Source organism: Streptomyces sp. NRRL S-31 (genome assembly GCF_000718775.1).
Taxonomy (GTDB): Bacteria; Actinomycetota; Actinomycetes; order Streptomycetales; family Streptomycetaceae; genus Streptomyces.
The window spans coordinates 19646-37255 of the sequence record NZ_JOCB01000043.1 but is presented as its reverse complement, the minus strand read 5'-3'; the positions used below and the strand labels follow the sequence as shown (position 1 = coordinate 37255).

The following is a 17610-nucleotide window of genomic DNA, read 5'->3' as shown; positions in this document are numbered from 1 at the left end:
CTGTCGTACACGCACCGCACCAGGAGGCACCCCGCGATGTCGGTCCCCCAGCTCGACGAGGAGCAGCGCGGCGAGGAGATCCTCGCCGTCTTCGACACCGCCTTCGGCCGGCTCCTGGCCGCCGACCCGGCCGCCTTCCGGGTGAAGTTCCGGAAGATGGCGGCCTCGGCCTTCGCGTTCTACCGGGGCACGGCCGGCCTCTTCTACCACGACCTCGCCGCCGAGAAGCGCGGCGGTCCGTACCTGGACGAGCGCACCTCGCGGGTGTGGATCCACGGCGATCTGCACGCGGAGAACTTCGGCACGTACATGGACTCCAACGGCCGCCTGGTCTTCAACGTCAACGACTTCGACGAGGCGTACGTCGGCCCCTTCACCTGGGACCTGAAGCGGTTCGCGGCGTCCGTCGCGCTCATCGGCTACGCGAAGGCGCTGAGCGACGCGCAGATCACCGAGCTGGTCACCGTCTACGCGGGCGCGTACCGGGAGCGGATCCACGCGCTGGCCACGGGCGCCAAGCGGGACGAGGTGCCGCCGTTCACGCTGGACACCGCGCAGGGTCCACTGCTGGACGCGCTGCGTGACGCCCGTTCGCTGACCCGCTTCGGGCTGCTGGACTCGATGACCGAGATCCGCGACTTCGAGCGCCGCTTCGCGCCGGGCGGCGGCTCGATCGAGCTGGACGCGGCCACCCGCTACAAGGTCCTGGCGGCCTTCGACGGCTATCTGGAGACCCTGCCGGACTCCTCCCTGGCCCGCCCGGACTCCTACCGCGTGAAGGACGTCGTGGGCCGCCGGGGCATCGGCATCGGCTCGGCCGGCCTGCCGTCGTACAACATCCTCCTGGAGGGCCACAGCGACGCCCTGGAGAACGACGTGGTGATCTACATCAAGCAGGCGCAGACCCCGGCGGTCTCCCGGCACGTCACCGACCCGGTGATCGCGGAGTACTTCCTGCACGAGGGCCACCGCACGGTGATCTCCCAGCGCGCCCTCCAGGCGCACGCCGACCCGTGGCTGGGCTGGACCGAGCTGGACGGCGCGGGCCAGCTGGTCGCGGAGGTCTCGCCGTACGCCGTCGACCTGGACTGGGGCGACATCGACGACCCGGAGGAGATCGCCGCCGTCGTGGCGGACCTGGGCCGGGCCACGGCGACCATGCACGCGGCGGCGGACGACACCTCGGGCGAGTCCCTGGTGCCGTTCTCCACCGAGCGGGCCATCGACGCGGCGCTCGCGGCCGACGAGGAGGGCTTCGCGCCCCTGCTGGTGGACTTCGCGCACCGCTACGGCGCACGCGCGCGCGGTGATCACCGGATCTTCGTCGACCTGTTCCGCAACGGCCGGATCCCGGGACTGTGACGTCCCGCGGATTCACAGGCACCCTTTAGGGGTCTCTTACCCGCGTACGTGACAGACTCTCCTTTCGCTATGGACATATCCGGGACCCAGCTCAGAGCCGTGCGCGCGGTGCTGTTCACGGCTTTCGTCGTGACGCTCGGCAGCGCGTCGCACGTGCTGCTGTCCCGTGCTCCGCTGCCGCCGGTGACGGTGGCCGCGGTCGCCGCCGGGGTGTTCGCCGCCGCGTACGCGCTGGCGGGCCGCGAGCGCGGCTTCGGCCGGATCGCGGCCCTGCTGATCCCGCTGGAGCTGGCGGCGGACACCGTGTTCACCACCGGCCAGCACGCCTGCTACGGCCGGGCCGGCGGCCCGGTCACGGGTCCGCTGCGCGCGTTCGGCCTGGACGTGCTGTGCGAGAACCCGGTGGGCACCCCGCTGGCCCAGGTGACCGGCGGGGGCGACCGGGCCGGGGCGCTGCTGGTCCACGCCGGCCCGGGCGCCGCCTGGCTGCTGCTGGCCGCGCACCTCGGCGTGGGCCTGCTCGCCGCCGCCTGGCTGCGCCGGGGCGAGCGGGCGCTGACCCAGCTGCTGCGCGCGGTCGCCGCCACCACCTTCCGGCCGCTGCTGCTGGCGGTGGCCTCGGTCGCCGTACGGCCGCTGCCGGTCCGCCGGCCGCACCGCCCGGCCCCGCGCCGGGCCGCCGCCCGCGACCTGCTCCTCGTGCACTCCCTGGGACGGCGTGGACCGCCGCGCTCACCGGCATTCGCCTGAGCACGACCAAGTCCCCACACGTATTCCGCGCACGGCACGTGCGCGTCCCTCAGGGAGATCACCCGGATGAGCAAGCGGAACAGCCAGGCGGCGAAGACGGCGGCCCGGGAGCGGCTGCGCCAGGAGCGCGAGCGGCAGGCCAAGCGCGACAAGGCCAAGCGGCAGGTCATCGTGGCCGCCTCGGTGGTGGCCGTCCTGGCCGCGGCCGGCGGCATAGGCTACGCCGTCGTCCAGAACAACAAGCCCGCCTACTGGGAGGCCGCGAAGGACGACAAGCTCGTCAAGCCGGCCAACACCACGGGCAAGGACGGCACGACGGTCGTCATCGGCAAGGACAGCGCCAAGAAGACCCTGGTGATGTACGAGGACCCGCGCTGCCCGGTCTGCGCGACCTTCGAGCAGACGGTCGGACCCACGGTCCAGAAGGACCTCGACGCCGGCAAGTTCAAGATCCAGTACGTCGGTGCCACCTTCCTCGACAAGAACCTGACCGGCGAGGGCTCCAAGAACGCGCTGAGCGCCCTGGGCGCCGCGCTCAACGTCAGTCCCGAGGCGTTCCTGGAGTACAAGTCCGCGATGTACTCGAAGAAGTGGCACCCCGAGGAGACCACCGACAAGTTCAAGGACGACTCCTACCTGATCGAGATCGCCGACACGGTCCCCGCGCTGAAGGGCAACTCGGCCTTCCGAAAGGCCGTCAAGGACGGCACCTACGACCGGTGGGCGCTGGAGGAGTCGAAGATCTTCGACAGGGACGGCGTCTCGGGCACCCCAACCCTGAAGATGGACGGCAAGGCCCTGACCGGCGCCGACGGCAAGAACGCGCCGATGACCGTCGCCGAGTTCGACACCGCGCTGGAGGCGGCCCTCAAGGGCTGACCCGACGACACGCCGAACGGCGGGCGAACTTTCCCGTGTTCGCCCGCCCCGGCGCATACCGATCAGTAACCTGATCGTCCGTGACCAGTCGACACAGATCAGCGGAAGGCCTCCACGGCCCCGCGCTTTCCCCCCGCCGCCGCACGGTCGTCAAGGCCGCGGCGGCGTCCGCGGTCCTGGCCGGACCGCTCGCCGCCGCCGTACCGGCCCGCGCCGCCGCGGACTCCCCCGCCTTCCTGCACGGCGTCGCCTCCGGGGACCCGCTGCCCGACGGCGTGCTGCTGTGGACCCGGGTGACCCCGGCGCCGGAGGCCATACCGGGCTCCGGGCTCGGTCCGGACACCGAGGTGAGCTGGGTCGTCGCCCGGGACAAGGCGCTCACGGACATCGTCGCCCGGGGCTCCACCACCGCCACGGCCGCCTCCGACCACACCGTCAAGGCCGACATCCGGGGCCTGGCACCGGCCACGGACTACTGGTTCCGCTTCTCGGCCGGCGGCGCCGGCTCCCCGGTGGCGCGCACCCGCACCGCGCCGGCGGCGGACGCCGACGTCCCCTCCCTGCGCTTCGGCGTGGTCTCCTGCGCCAACTGGGAGGCCGGGTACTTCTCCGCCTACCGTCACCTCGCCGCCCGCAACGACCTCGACGCGTGGCTGCACCTCGGCGACTACATCTACGAGTACCGGTCCGGCGAGTACGGCACCCGGGGCAAGGTCGTCCGCCCGCACGCGCCGGCGGGCGAGATCCTCACCCTCGCCGACTACCGGACCCGGCACGCCACGTACAAGACCGACCCCGACCTCCAGGCCCTGCACCTGAAGGCACCGGTCGTCGCGATCTGGGACGACCACGAGTTCGCCGACAACGCCTGGTCGGGCGGCGCGGTCAACCACACCGAGGGCGCCGAGGGCACCTGGGCGGCCCGTCAGGCCGCCGCCAAGCAGGCGTACTTCGAGTGGATGCCGGTCCGCCCCGCCCTCGCCGGCACCACCTACCGGCGGCTGCGCTTCGGCAAGCTCGCCGACCTCTCCCTGCTGGACCTGCGCTCCTTCCGCTCCCGGCAGGCGTCCACGGCGAGCGGCTCGGTGGACGACCCGGACCGCACGCTCACCGGCCGTGCCCAGCTCGACTGGCTGAAGGCCGGTCTGGCGGCCTCCGACACCAGGTGGCGGCTGGTCGGCAACTCGGTGATGATCTCGCCGTTCTCCTTCGGCTCGCTCTCCGCCGACCTCTTCAAGCCGCTCGCCAAGCTGCTCGGCCTGCCGCAGGAGGGCATCGCCGCCAACACCGACCAGTGGGACGGCTACACCGACGACCGCCGCGAACTCCTGGACCACCTGCGCTCGCGGGCCATCGGCAACACCGTCTTCCTGACCGGCGACATCCACATGGCGTGGGCCAACGACGTGCCGGTGGACGCGGGCACCTACCCGCTGTCGGCGTCGGCGGCCACCGAGTTCGTGGTGACCTCGGTGACCTCCGACAACCTGGACGACATCGTGAAGGTGCCCGAGGGCACGGTCTCCGCGGTCGCCGCCCCCGTCATCGAGGCCGCCAACCGGCACGTCCACTGGGTGGACACCGACCGGCACGGCTACGGCGTACTGGACATCACCGCCGAGCGCGCGCAGATGGACTACTACGTGCTGTCCGACCGCACCGACGCGAATGCCACCTCCCGCTGGGCGCGCTCGTACCGCACCCGCAGCGGCACGCAGAAGGTCGAGCGGAGCTACGACCCGGTGTGACCGGCGGCGTGACGGCGGCCCGTCACAGGCTGTCGAGGAAGCCGAGCGCCACCCGCCAGGTGGCCTCGGCGGCCTCCTCGTCGTAGTCCGGCAGCCCGGGGTCGGTGTAGAGGTGCCCGGCCCCGGCGTACCGGTAGACCTCCACGTCGGCGCCCGCCCGGCCCATCTGGAGGTACCAGGCGCTCAGCCAGTCGTCCGGCTCGAACGGGTCCGGCTCGGCCACGTGCAGCTGCACCGGCAGCTCGTCCACGTGGGCGGTGGCCGCGATGTCCGAGGTGCCGTGCAGGAGCAGCAGCCCGCGCGCCTTGTCGTCGCCGAGGGCGAGGGTCTGGGCTACGGAGGCGCCGAGCGAGAACCCGGCGTACACCAGCCCGCGGTCGGAGTAGGGCGCCGCCGCCAGCACGGCCCGCTTCAGCAGTTCCTCCTTGCCGATGCTCTCGTTGAACTCCATGCCGTCCTCGACGGTGTCGAACGTGCGCCCCTCGAAGAGGTCCGGCGTCCACACCTCGTGGCCCGCCGCGCGCAGCCGGTCCGCGGCCTCGCGCACCGCGGGCCTGAGCCCGTAGGTCGAGTGAAAGAGCATGATGTTCATGGGGCCATGGTGCCAGCCGGGTACGACACCGCCGAGGGCGCCTTACCCAGGATCGGGCCGAACTCACATGTTCATCGGCGCCGGGGGCCGGATAGGCGCGGATGCATGGAGAACATACTCCGCCCCCTGATCGTGGTCGGCGGCTCACTGCTGCTCACCTTCGCCCTCGGCTGGGTCACCGACCGGCTGTTGCGCAAGGCCGACGAACGCAATTCGGACACGCCGCTGTGGGAGCTGCTGCGGCGCGGTCGCATCCCGTACCAGCTGGTGCTGTGCGCCGCTCTGCTCCGCGGCTCCTACGACCAGGCCGGAATGCTGCTGGAGCACCGGACGGCCGTCGGCCGGACACTGACGCTGGTGCTGATCGGATCGGCGGCCTGGCTGGCGATCCGGATCGCCGCGGCGATCGTCGAGACCTCCTACAGCCGCTACGCGCGCGCCCACCGGGACGCGGCCCGGGTGCGCCGGGTGCGCACGCAGGTGGAGCTGATCATGCGCGTGGTGTCCGCGGTCGTCATCGTGGTGGCGAGCGCGGCGATGCTGCTGACGTTCCCCGCGATGCGCGCGGCCGGCGCCTCGCTGCTGGCCTCGGCCGGCATCCTCGGCATCGTCGCCGGTGTCGCGGCCCAGTCCACGCTGTCCAACATCTTCGCCGGGCTCCAGATCGCCTTCGGGGACATGGTCCGCATCGGCGACACGGTCGTCGTGGACGGCGAGTGGGGGACGGTCGAGGAGATCACCCTGACCTTCCTGACGGTGCGGACCTGGGACGAGCGCCGGATCACCATGCCGGTGTCGTACTTCACCTCGAAGTCCTTCGAGAACTGGTCCCGCGGCACCGCGCAGATGACCGGGATCGTCTACTGGCACCTCGACCACAGCGCGCCGCTGGAGGCGATGCGGGAGAAGCTGCGGGACATCCTGCGCGGGTGCCCGGCCTGGGACGGCCGCGCCTGCAACCTCCAGGTGACGGACACCACGCCGAGCACCATGCAGGTGCGCGCCCTGGTCACGGCGAAGGACTCGGACGACATCTGGACGGTCCGGGTCACGGTCCGCGAGCAGATGATCACCTGGCTGTCCCAGGAGCACCCCTACGCGCTGCCCCGGGTGAACACGGCGGAGTCGGTGCTCCCGCCGCACCGCATCCCCTCGCCCGACGGCGCCACCCTGCGCCGGGCCTACGAGTTCCCGCGCACCGGCCGGGGCTGACCGCCCGGGGCCCGGCGCGGGCACCGGCGAGGAGCCGCGCCCGCCGGGCCCCGTCCGGGCTGCCGCCGCACCGGCGAGGGCCGTACCAGGAAGGGCCGTACCGGGGAGGGCCGTACCGGGGAGGGCCGTACCGGGGAGGGCCGTACCGCTCACCGCAGGCTGCGCACGTCGAGGTGGCGCAGCACCCGGTCCACGATCTCCGGGTCCGCCCCGGGCTCGCTCCGCGCGGCCAGCACCTCGTGCCGGGCCGCGCTGAGCATCTCGTTCTGGATGCGCCGCACCCGCTTGATCCGCTTGGCGCGCTGGTGCTGCGCCTCCCGCCGCTCCTCCTCGCCCATGTCGGGGCTGATCCGGATGCCGATGTCGAACGCGCGCCGCAGCATCTGCTCGGACAGTTCCTCGGGCAACTCCTCGACCTGCTCGATCTCCCGCAGCCGCCGCTTCGCCGCCCTGGCCGCCCGGACCGCCAGTTCCTTCTCGAACTCCTTCTCCCGCTCGGAGTCCGCCCGCACCCCGAGCCGCCGCACCAGCCAGGGCAGCGTCAGCCCCTGCAAGACCAGCGTGACGACGATCACCCCGAAGGCGATGAAGACGATCTCGTCCCGGTCCGGGAACGGGCCGCCGTCCTCGGTCCTGAGCGGCACGGCCAGCGCCAGCGCCACCGAGGCCACCCCGCGCATCCCGGACCACCACATGACGACGGTCTCCCGCCAGCTCACCGGGATCTCCTCGTCGTAGTCCCGCCGGGCGTGCAGCCGTTTGGTCAGCCAGGTCGCCGGCAGCAGCCACAGCAGCCGTACCACGACGACCACGCCCACCACGGCGGCGGCCCAGCCGAGCATCTCGCCCCAGCGGCCCTGGGCCGTGCGGATGGCGTTGTGCAGTTCCAGACCGATGAGTCCGAAGGCGACGCCCGTGACGAGGGTGTCGATGATGTCCCAGAACGTGTGCCCGGCGAGCCGGGTCATCACGTCGTCGGCGCCGGTGGCGTACTCGGCGAGGAAGAGCGCCGTGGTGAGCACGGCGAGCACCCCTGAGCCGTGCAGCTTCTCCGCGAGCACGTAGGAGGCGTACGGCACCAGCAGCGTCATGCCGATCTGGAGGGTGGGATCGCCCAGCAGGTCCATCAGCCGGTTCGCGCCCCAGCCCAGCGCCAGCCCCACGGCCACCGCGACGACGGCGGACAGCACCAGGTCCAGTCCGGCCTGCCAGGGCGAGAACGTGCCGCTCACGGCGGCGGCGATCGCCACGTGGTAAAGGACGATGGCCGTGACGTCGTTGAACAGCCCCTCGCCCTCCAGGATCGACACCAGGCGGCGCGGCAGCCCCAGCTGTCCGGCGACGCTGGTCGCGGCGACCGGGTCCGGCGGGGCGATCAGGGCGCCGAGCGCGACGGCGGCGGCGATCGGCAGTCCGGGCACGATCGCGTTGGCGACGAACGCCACGCACACCGTCGTCACGAAGACCAGGGCGACGGCCAGCAGGAAGATCGGGCGGACGTTGGCCGCGAACTGCCGCCAGGAGGTCCGGCGGACGGCGGCGTAGAGCAGCGGAGGCAGCAGCGCCGGCAGGATCAGATCAGGCGGGATGTTCACGTTGGGCACGAAGTCGGCCACCGCCAGGGCCCCGCCGAACAGGGTCATCAGCACCGGCGCCGGCACCCCCAGCCGGTCCCCCGCAGGGACGCTCACCAGGGCCCCGAGCAGCAGTACGAACAACAGAGCCAGCTGGTCCACGGATGGCGCTCCGGGGGTTGACGATCACACGGCAGAACTCCAGTCTGCCACCGCGACCTGCGGATTCCCCACGACCGGCTTGGTGCGCCCCGCGTGTTCGCATACACTGCACGCCCACCTGAGGGGGCAGGTGGCGACGGTGAGGTCAACCCCCGTCGGCGCGCATAGGATTGACGTCCTGTCAGCGGGCTCCGGCGGAAGCCGTCGCGCCGGCCGCCCCCGTCGGCACCGACCTGGAGGTCCCCGTGGACATCGAACTCTCCGACCTTCTCGCCTCCTTGCGGGCCGAGATCGAGACCGCCCGCGCCGAGGCCGACGGCCATGACGTGCGGTTCCGGATCGACTCCGTCGACCTGGAGCTGCACGTCGCCGTCGAGAAGACCAAGCAGGCCAAGGGCGGGGTGAAGTTCTGGGTGCTGTCCGGCGACTTCACCGGCGGGTCCAAGGACACCCGGACCCATGTGGTCAGGATGCGCCTGTCCGCCGAGGCCCTCGACGAGCACGGGCAGCCGGCCGCGGTGCTCACCGGTGACGACGTCTCCGACCTGATCGGCTAGGGACGCGCATGGGGGGCGGGGACGACCACGGGGCGCGCGTCGCGGAAGTACTGGTGCGCCAGGGCGAGGACGCCGAGTACGGCTCGGGGTTCCTCATCAGCCGGAGCGTGGTGCTCACGGCCGGGCACCTGCTGCGGCCGACGACGACCGCCGCCGGGCCGTACACCATCCACGTCATGCTCGGCGGCCGGGCGGAGCGGCTGCCCGCCGACGTGGCGTGGCACTCGAAGACCCAGGACCTGGCACTCCTGCGGCTGCGTGAGCCGGTGAACGGCGTGCCGGTGGTCCGCTTCGGCCGACTGCCCTCGTGGCCCGGCACGGTACAGGTGCTGGCCAGCGGTTTTCCCCGCTTCGCCCAGCGCCCGGAGCGGCAGGGCCTGGCCAAACGGGACAGTTTCGCGCCCGAGGGCGTGCTCCGGCTCGGCTCCAATCTGAAGTCCGGCCTGCTGGACATCGCGATCACCGACGCGCCCAGTTTCCCGTCCCCGGACAGCGAGCTGTGGAAGGGCATGTCGGGCGCCGCCTTCTTCACCGCGGAGGGGCGCTTCCTGGTCGGCGTGCAGCACCAGTGCCGGACCGTCACGGGGACGAACACCGTCGAGGCCGAACCGATCGCCACGGCGCTTGAGGACCCCGACTTCACCGCCGTGCTGAAGAACGACGGCATCAGGGCGACCAAGCTCAGGCCCGTCGACATCGCGCGGGCCGACACGGAGGACTCCCTGGCCGCGGTGGTCGAGCAGAAGGACCTGCTCGCCGGCCTGACCGGCTTCAAGCGGAACCTCATCTCCGACAACCTGCCGTTCGTCTCCCCCGGGGCCGAGCACGACGCCGACCCCGACCGGATCCTGGACCGCATCCTGGAGGGCGAGGAGACCGGTCTGCTGCTCGTCGGCGCGGCCGGCACCGGGAAGACCCGCACCGGCATCGAGGTGGGGCGGCGGGCCCTGGCGCGCGACTGGCGGGTGCTGCACGTCAGGCCCGGCGGATCGGCGTCCCTGGTGGACGAGATCGCGAAGGCGGTGCTGTCCGACTCCCGGGACGTCCTCGTCGTGCTCGACTACCTGAACCTGTTCATCACCGACAAGGAGAGCGAGTCACCGCTCGATCTGGAAGCCGTCCGCAGCCGCCTGATTCCCGATGCCCGCAAGGAGAACGTCGACGTGGTGTTCCTGGCCTCGGTCCGGCCGGGCTGGCTCCAGCAGCACCGCGGGCGCCTGCGGTCCTTCTTCGGCGAGGTGCACCTGCGGCAGGACGAGGAGTTCCTGCGGGCCGTCGCCGACAAGGGCCTGGACAGTCTGGCCCGGACGGCCGTGCGCACGTACGGCCTGCCCCGGATGCGGCGCCTGTGCGGGCACCGCCCCATCCTCACCCTGCTCATCGCCTCGGAGATCGAACGCCGGGTGGTGCGCGGCCTGGACCTGCCCCCCATCGCCGGCATGCGCGAGGGCGGCGAACTCGCCAAGTGGCTGCACACCCGGCTGCACGAGGACGCGCTCACCGTGCCGCCTCCCCGGTCGCCCCTCGACGGCGTGCACGCCTCGGACGACCTGGTCGCCGCCGCTGCCGCCGCGGCGGCCTGCCCGCAGCCGGAGGCCGAGGTCCGGGAAGCGGCCCGGGCCGCGCTGGCCGCGACGCCCGGCGGCGCGGAGCGGGCCGACACCGTCGTCGACGCCCTGATCGGCCTCGGCTGGCTGGAGGGCGAGGGCGGCCACCTGGAGGTCGCGCACGACATCGTCTGCGACCAGCTGACCGATTCGGTGATCCTGCCCGACGGCACCCGGCTCGACCGGCCCCGCACCCACGACCTGCTGTCCGGCTGCTTCACCGAGGCCCGCACCATCGGCCGCTACGCCGTCAACCTCGCCCGGCTCCTCGACGACCTCGCGCTGCGGCAGCGGGACGCGGAGGTCAGCGGCGCGCTGGCGGACTGGTTCGCGGCGAACGCCACCACCATCGGCCAGGTCATGCAGCGCGACCCCGACGTCGGCGGCTACGCGCTGGGCGCGATCTGCTCCGGCCCGCCCTGGGCCGGCCCCCTGGTGCGGCACTGGCGGGAGATCGTCGACCCCTGGCTGGCGGAGTACGGCGACAGCGTCAACGCCCGCCACGTCCTGCGCCGCGGTCTGAAGCACCTGCCGACCGACGCCGCCCAGCGTCTGGTGCCCACCGCGCTGCGCTGGCTGGAGCTGCACAGCCGGCGCCGGGAGGGCGGCTTCGTGCTGTCCATCCTGCTGGAGCGCGACGAGGTCGGCGCGGTCGCCCGCCCGGACATCGTGCGGACGACCGTGACCTGGCTGGCGGAGAACTACGCCCTCGCCGAGGCGAGTCACCTGTTCGCCCGGATGCTGGTCCGCAGGGACCTGAGCGGGCACCAGGAGCAGCGGATCGTCGCCGCCGCCGTCCGGTGGCTCGGCCGGCACGGCGGCAAGCGGGAGGCGACGTACGTGCTCGCGCCCCTCCTGGAGCACCCGGGGCTGCGCCTGGACGCGCGCAAGGCGGTCCGGGCCGCCGAACTGTGGCTCGGCGAACACGGCACCGGGGCGGAGGCCTGCCATGTGATCGCCAAGCTGCTCACCCGCGACGACCTCCCCGCGGACGTACGGCGGCGGACCTTCCGGCGGGCCGAGGAGTGGCTCGGCACGCACGGCCTCCTGCAAGAGGCCAGTCACGTCGTCAGCAGGCTGCTGGCGCGCGACGACCTCAGCGGCACCGAGCTGCGCGGTGCGGTGCGGACCTGCGTCACCTGGATACGGGCGCAGCCGGTCGAGGCCAACTGGACGTACGTGCTCGAAGTGCTGCTCGGCCGGCACGACCTGACCGACGGCGAGCGGGAGAGCGCCGTCCGGCTCGCCGACGAGTGGCTGGCGCACCACGCGCTGGACACGGCCGCGGACTTCTTCATCCGCACCGTGCTGGAGAGGCCCGATCTGACGCCCGGCGAGATCCGGCGGATCGTGGCCTACGCCGACACATGGCTGCGGGTGCACGCGCTGGAGCACAACGCGGACCGCATCATCAACTTCCTGCTCACCCGCGACCCGCTCACCGCGGACGAACGCGCCATGGCGACGCGGTACGCCGAGCGGCGTCTCGCCGGCCGGCCGGACGACGAGGAGAACAGCTTCGTCCTGGTCAACCTGCTGGGACAGCAGCGCGACGGCACCGAGGAGCAGGGCGCGGGACACGTGTCGGCCGCGCTCTCCTGGCTCGCGGCGCACGGGACCGGCCCGTCGGCCAGCCATGTCGTCCGTGCCCTGCTGGAGCGGCAGCACCTGCCCTACGACGTGCTGACCCTGTCGTGCGCCTCGGCCGTGGTCTGGCTCGACCACCACCCGTCCGACACCGGCACCGGCTTCGTGCTCGCCGCGCTGCTGTCCCGGGCCGACCTGCCCGCGGAGTTCGTCCCCGTCGCCCACTCCCGGGCCATCGCCTGGCTGGCGCGGAACGTCACCGAGCCGGTGGCGGGCGTCGTCCTGTTCCAGCTGCTCCTCAGACGGGACCTGGCCGGCGAGCAGGTGCGGCACGCCTTCGTGCTGTCCTCCGCGTGGCTCGACCGCCATCCGGGCGAGGTGCCGATGTCGGGCCGCATCCTCGGCAGCCTGCTCTTCCGCGGCGACCTGGAGCCGGCCGAGACCGGGCAGGCCGTCGCCCGGGCGCTGCCCTGGGCGCGCGAGCACGTCGACAACCACTGGTCGGAGCGGACGGTGCGCGCCCTGCTGCGCCGCGAGGAGCCGGCCGGGGCCGACCGGCACGCCGTCCTGGCGCTCGCCGCCGACTGGGCGCACACGCACCGGGAACACCCCGTGGCGGCCACCCTCCTCATCGAACTGCTGGGCCTGGCGGACCTCACCGCCGAACAGCGGGCCCGCGTCGAGGCGGCCGGCTCCGACTGGCTGGCGGCGAACCCCGACAGCCCGCGGAACACCGCCGTGCACGCGGCCCGGGTGAGGGCCGCCACGGCGGCGCAGGCCGCGAACTCGATCGCCGAGGCCCTCGACCAGCTCGTGCGGAGCACCGAGCTGCCCCCGTTCGAACTGGTCAGGGCTCTGTTCAGCCGACGGCAGCTGACGCAGGACGCGTTCGAGTCGACCGTCGCCGCCGTCCTGGACTGGACGGAGTCCCACATCGACAGCCTGGACAGCGCCTGGCACCTCGGTCTGCTGCTCAGCCGGCAGCGGCTCACCGGCACGGTCCTGGACCGCTCCTTCGCCACGGCCGACCGGTGGCTCAGGCAGCACGTGGCGGCCCCCCAGTCCAGCACCGTGCTGTCCGGCATGCTCGACCGGCGGGACCTCGACCCGGACCGGCTGCGCACGGCGCTGGCGCACGCCCGGCAGTGGCTGCGCCGCCATGCCGGCCTGAGCGACGCCCAGTACGTGCTCAAGAAGCTGCTCGGCCGCCACGACCTGGCGCCGGCCGAGCAGCGCGCGGTCGTGCGCACCGCGCTGGACTGGCTGGAGACGTACGGCGGGACCGAGCACGCGGTGACCGTCCTGGCCCCGTTGAACGCCTCGTCATGGCTGACGCCCGAGGACCTCGCGGTCCTGGTCGGGCACTCGCTGACGTGGCTGGAAGCCGAACGCGGCGGCCGGGAGACCCAGGCCGTCCTGGAGCCCCTGCTCGACCGCCCGGACCTCACACCGTCCCAGCTGGTGCCCGTCGCCTCCCGCGCGCTGCGCTGGAGCGACGAGCACCCCGGCGAGACGGGTGCCCCCCGGCTGCTGAAGGCCGTGCTGTGCCGGGCGGAGATCCCCGGCCATGTCTCGGCGGCCTCGGTCGAACTCGCCTACCGCTGGACGGGCCGGGACCCGACCGCCTTCGAGACCTGCTTCTACCTCGACGCCCTGCTCCGCGCCCGGGACGTCCCGGACGACCTGCTCACCACCGTGGCCGGCTGGTCCCTCGACTGGCTGGGACGGAACATGCCGCAGTTCAAGTCCCGGCTGGTGCTGAGGTCGCTGCTCGCGGTGGAGCGGCTCTCGGAGGCGCACGCGCGTCAGGCCAGGGACTACGCGCTGAGGTGGCTGCGCGAGTACGAGGGGCACCTCGTCGCCGCCCCGTCGAAGGGGCACGGCCAGGAGATCGTCGAACTGCTGCTCGCGCGCCCGGACACCGACGCGGACACGGCCGAACAGGTACGGCGCCTCTCGGCGCGGCTCACCCGGGGCGGGTGAGCCGCGGTCTACAGGGCTCGGCGCATCGCCCGGTGCGGTATGCCGGCGTCCGGGAACTCCGGGCCGTACGCCACGTAGCCGAGGCGCTCGTAGAAGCCCAGGGCGTGGGTCTGCGCGTGCAGGTCCACCGACGTCAGGCCGCGTGCGCGGGCCGCCTCCTCGACGGCGCGCACCAGGGCCGCGCCTACACCGAGCCCGCGCGCCGCCCGCGAGACGGCGAGCCGACCCAGCGAACCGACCGACGGGTCCCCGCCGGTCTTCGCGACCGCCGCCGCGCCGTGCAGCAGCCGGCCGGTGCCCAGCGGCACCCCGTCCGCGCGGACGGCCAGCACGTGCACCGCTACGGCGTCGTAGGCGTCGTACTCGATGTCCTCCGCGACGCCCTGCTCGGCCACGAAGACCTCCTTGCGGACCGCGAAGCACGCTTCGCGGTCGGCGGGGTCCTCGGCGACCCGGACGGTGTAGGGCGGGCTCACGCCCACGTCTCCTCCCGGACCTGCTCCAGGGCCTGCCGGAGGTCCTCGGGGTAGTCGCTGGAGAACTCCACCCAGCCGCCGTCGCCGGGGTGTTCGAAGCCGAGGCGCACGGCGTGCAGCCACTGGCGGGTCAGGCGCAGCCGCTTGGCGAGGGTCGGGTCGGCGCCGTAGGTGAGGTCGCCGACGCACGGGTGGCGGTGGGCGGACATGTGGACGCGGATCTGGTGGGTGCGGCCCGTCTCCAGCTTCACGTCCAGCAGGGAGGCGGCGCGGAATGCCTCGATGAGGTCGTAGTGGGTCACCGACGGCTTGCCGTCGGCCGTGACCGCCCACTTGTAGTCGTGGTTCGGGTGGCGGCCGATGGGGGCGTCGATCGTGCCGCTCGTCGGGTCGGGGTGGCCCTGGACCAGCGTGTGGTAGCGCTTGTCGACCGTGCGCTCCTTGAACTGGCGCTTGAGCGAGGTGTACGCGTACTCCGACTTGGCGACCACCATCAGGCCCGAGGTGCCGACGTCCAGCCGGTGCACGATGCCCTGGCGCTCGGCGGCGCCGGAGGTGGAGATCCGGTACCCGGCGGCGGCGAGACCGCCGATGACGGTCGGGCCGGACCAGCCCGGCGAGGGGTGCGCGGCCACGCCGACCGGCTTGACGATCACGACCACGTCGTCGTCGTCGTGCACGATCTCCATGCCCTCGACCGGCTCGGCGACCACCCGCACCGGCGCGGGCGCCTGCGGCATCTCGACCTCCAGCCAGGCGCCGCCGCGCACCCGCTCGGACTTGCCGACCACCGCGCCGTCGACCTGGACCTTGCCGGCCGCGGCCAGCTCCGCCGCCTTCGTGCGGGAGAAGCCGAACATGCGGGAGATGGCGGCGTCGACGCGCTCGCCCTCCAGGCCGTCGGGCACGGGCAGGGTACGGATCTCGGGAATCGTGCTCACCCGTCGAGTATGCCGGACGGGCCGCGGGCCACCGAACGAGCCTGTGGACAAGGCCCGGGGATCAGTCCTTGTGGACCGAGCCGTCCGGGTCCAGGCCGCGGAAGGACAGCAGCACGATCAGGATGCCGCCGCAGACGATCGCCGAGTCGGCCAGGTTGAACACCGCGAAGCCCTTGGGCGCGATGAAGTCGACCACCTCGCCCTCGAAGACGCCCGGCGCGCGGAAGATCCGGTCGGTGAGGTTGCCGAGCGCGCCGCCGAGCAGCAGGCCGAGCGCGACCGCCCAAGGAAAGCTGTACAGCTTGCGGGCCAGCCGGATGATCACCACGATCACGGCCGCGGCGATCAGCGTGAAGATGATCGTGAAGGCCGCGCCGAAGCCGAAGGCGGCGCCCGGGTTCCGGATGGCGTGCAGCTCCAGCAGGTCGCCGACGACCCGGATGGGGGCGTGCCCCTCCAGCCGGGAGACGACGAGCATCTTGCTGATCAGGTCGAGGGCGTACGCGAACGCGGCCACCGCGAACAGCACGGCGATCCGGCGCCCGCGGCCGGCCCGCCGCGGCTCCGGGGCCCGCCGCCCGTCCGCGCCGGACCCGTCGGCCGCCCCGGACCCGTCGGGGGCTCCGGCCGCCGCCGTCTGCTCGTGCTCGTCGCCCGGGGTGTCCGGCGTACCGATGATGCGCTCCGCCTCTGCCACGTGAGTCCCTCAACCTAGGTGCCTGACTGGGGACGAGACTACGGCACGGCCCCTCGGCTTCAGGAGCGGCGTTCCTGCTTCTGTTTGCACTCCACGCAGAGCGTGGCCCTCGGGAACGCCTGCATCCGGGCCTTGCCGATCGGGTTGCCGCAGTTCTCGCAGAGGCCGTAGGTGCCCGCGTCCAGCCGTTCCAGCGCTCGCTCCGTCTGGGTGAGCATCTCGCGCGCGTTGGCGGCCAGCGCCAGCTCGTGCTCGCGGGTGATGTTCTTGGTGCCGGTGTCGGCCTGGTCGTCGCCGGCGCCGTCCCCGGAGTCCCGCATCAGGCCGACCAGGGCCGCCTCGGAGTCGCTGATCTCCTTCCGCAGCCGCTCCAGCTCGGACTGGAGCTCCGCGCGGGCCTCCTCGGCCTCTTCCGGGGTCCACGGGTCCTCACCGGGGCGCACCGCCAGTTCGCCGGGCTCCGCCGCGCCCGCCCGCGCCTTGGGAACGGCGCCCTGTTCCGCCGTGGCCGTGCCAGGAGTCTTCTTCGCAACCACCGTCGTGGCTCCCGTCTGCTCCGCGGCGTGCGCCGCGCCCGCTTTCCTGCCCGTGCTCTTCCCGGTCGCGGTCCTCCCCGCGCCCGTTCCTCCGGTGGCCGTCCTTCCGGTCGCCCGCTCCCGCCCGGCCGTCCCCCGGGCGGCCGTGTGCTCCGTGCCCGCCGTCTCCCGGGCGGCCACGCTCTTCGTGGCCGTCTTGCGGGCGGCGCCCTTCTTCGTGCCGCCCCGCTCCACGACGGCTCCCCGGGCGGCGGACTTCCTCCCGGACACCGCCCTCCTGCCGTCGGCGGCCTTCGGGGCGGCGCCCTTGGGGGCGGCCGTCCCGTCCGCGGCCCGCGCCTCGCCCGCCGCCGTCGCCTTCCCGGCGGCCGCCGTCTTGGCGGCCGTCCCGTCCGGGGCCGTCCTCCCGGTGGCATGCCCCGCGCCGGTCTTCCCGGTCGCCGGCTGCCGTACGGCGGTCTTCTTCGCCACCATGGCCGCGGCCCCTTCACATATTGTGATCTTGCTCGCGAATCGTGCTGGGACGATAAATCGACTTGAGTCCCACGGCAACGGGGCGCACCGCCCGATTCGCCCGCCCGCACCCCCCGAGCCACGGGCCTGCATCCGTTGTGCCCAGCTCCCCGCCGGGTAATCCGCCGGGCCGGGCCCGCGCGCCCCGGATCCCGCCCCCGCGCCATTCGGGTCCCCGCGGCCCGGTCACGGGACCTCCGCCCCCGCCCCGGGGAAAACCGGTCCACCGCCCGCCGCGCGGCGCCGTACACTGGGCGGAGCGAGAAGCGTGGATGGGGACGAGTAGCGGCGTAGGCAGCCCAGAGCGACCCGGGGACGGTGTGAGCCCGGGGGCGAGCGCGACGTGAAGATCACCCCGGAGCCGCCGGAAGAAAGCCGCGGGCCAGAGGCCGGCGCGGCGAGTAGAACCGGTTTCGCGACCCCAATGAGGGGGC

Annotated in this window: 13 protein-coding genes; 7 read left to right on the top strand and 6 right to left on the bottom strand. The window is 73.1% G+C overall.

The features are described from left to right. Positions 1-36: 36 nt before the first annotated feature. The 4 genes from IF37_RS0118435 to IF37_RS0118420 all read left to right on the top strand — a co-directional run bounded on the left by IF37_RS0118435 (position 37) and on the right by IF37_RS0118420 (position 4739). Positions 37-1362, top strand: a complete 1326-nt coding sequence (locus IF37_RS0118435; protein ID WP_030743556.1) for a DUF2252 domain-containing protein — start codon at positions 37-39, stop codon at positions 1360-1362. 69 nt (positions 1363-1431) lie between these two features. After that, positions 1432-2112 carry a hypothetical protein gene (locus IF37_RS0118430; RefSeq protein ID WP_030743554.1) on the top strand — a complete coding sequence of 227 codons (681 nt, stop codon included), beginning with the start codon at positions 1432-1434 and terminating at the stop codon, positions 2110-2112. A gap of 66 nt (positions 2113-2178) precedes the next feature. Beyond that, on the top strand, positions 2179-2991 hold the full coding sequence (locus IF37_RS0118425) for a thioredoxin domain-containing protein (protein WP_030743552.1): 813 nt from the start codon (positions 2179-2181) through the stop codon (positions 2989-2991). A gap of 80 nt (positions 2992-3071) precedes the next feature. Continuing rightward, the gene (locus IF37_RS0118420; protein ID WP_030743549.1) at positions 3072-4739 is read left to right on the top strand and encodes an alkaline phosphatase; all 1668 of its coding nucleotides are present in this window, start codon (positions 3072-3074) and stop codon (positions 4737-4739) included. A gap of 22 nt (positions 4740-4761) precedes the next feature. On the opposite strand, the gene IF37_RS0118415 is transcribed toward IF37_RS0118420, so the two are convergent. Then, positions 4762-5331 (bottom strand): dienelactone hydrolase family protein, encoded by a 570-nt coding sequence (locus IF37_RS0118415; RefSeq protein ID WP_030743547.1) that lies wholly within the window; start codon positions 5329-5331, stop codon positions 4762-4764. 105 nt (positions 5332-5436) lie between these two features. Between IF37_RS0118415 and IF37_RS0118410 the strand changes: the two genes are divergently transcribed. Then, positions 5437-6543, top strand: a complete 1107-nt coding sequence (locus IF37_RS0118410; protein WP_030743545.1) for a mechanosensitive ion channel family protein — start codon at positions 5437-5439, stop codon at positions 6541-6543. A gap of 149 nt (positions 6544-6692) precedes the next feature. On the opposite strand, the gene IF37_RS0118405 is transcribed toward IF37_RS0118410, so the two are convergent. After that, positions 6693-8279, bottom strand: a complete 1587-nt coding sequence (locus IF37_RS0118405; RefSeq protein ID WP_030743543.1) for a Na+/H+ antiporter — start codon at positions 8277-8279, stop codon at positions 6693-6695. 245 nt (positions 8280-8524) lie between these two features. On the opposite strand from IF37_RS0118405, the gene IF37_RS40880 reads away from it, so the two are divergent. Together IF37_RS40880 and IF37_RS0118395 are read left to right on the top strand one after the other, a co-directional pair. Then, positions 8525-8836, top strand: a complete 312-nt coding sequence (locus IF37_RS40880; protein ID WP_158727356.1) for a trypco2 family protein — start codon at positions 8525-8527, stop codon at positions 8834-8836. An 8-nt stretch (positions 8837-8844) separates the two neighbouring features. Next, complete coding sequence (locus tag IF37_RS0118395) at positions 8845-14013, top strand: trypsin-like peptidase domain-containing protein (protein ID WP_030743539.1); 5169 nt, start codon at positions 8845-8847, stop codon at positions 14011-14013. Positions 14014-14021: 8 nt separating this feature from the next. On the opposite strand, the gene IF37_RS0118390 is transcribed toward IF37_RS0118395, so the two are convergent. The 4 genes from IF37_RS0118390 to IF37_RS0118375 all read right to left on the bottom strand — a co-directional run bounded on the left by IF37_RS0118390 (position 14022) and on the right by IF37_RS0118375 (position 17137). Further along, positions 14022-14489, bottom strand: coding sequence for a GNAT family N-acetyltransferase (locus tag IF37_RS0118390; protein WP_030743537.1), 468 nt, complete (start codon positions 14487-14489; stop codon positions 14022-14024). Continuing rightward, a complete protein-coding gene (locus IF37_RS0118385) occupies positions 14486-15430 on the bottom strand; it encodes an RluA family pseudouridine synthase (protein WP_030743536.1) in 945 nt (314 codons plus the stop codon). The genes IF37_RS0118390 and IF37_RS0118385 overlap by 4 nt, the downstream gene beginning before the upstream one ends. 61 nt (positions 15431-15491) lie before the next feature. After that, positions 15492-16127, bottom strand: coding sequence for a signal peptidase II (gene lspA, locus IF37_RS0118380; protein ID WP_030743533.1), 636 nt, complete (start codon positions 16125-16127; stop codon positions 15492-15494). A gap of 59 nt (positions 16128-16186) precedes the next feature. Further along, positions 16187-17137 (bottom strand): TraR/DksA family transcriptional regulator, encoded by a 951-nt coding sequence (locus tag IF37_RS0118375; RefSeq protein WP_030743530.1) that lies wholly within the window; start codon positions 17135-17137, stop codon positions 16187-16189. Between the last annotated feature and the right edge of the window lie 473 nt (positions 17138-17610).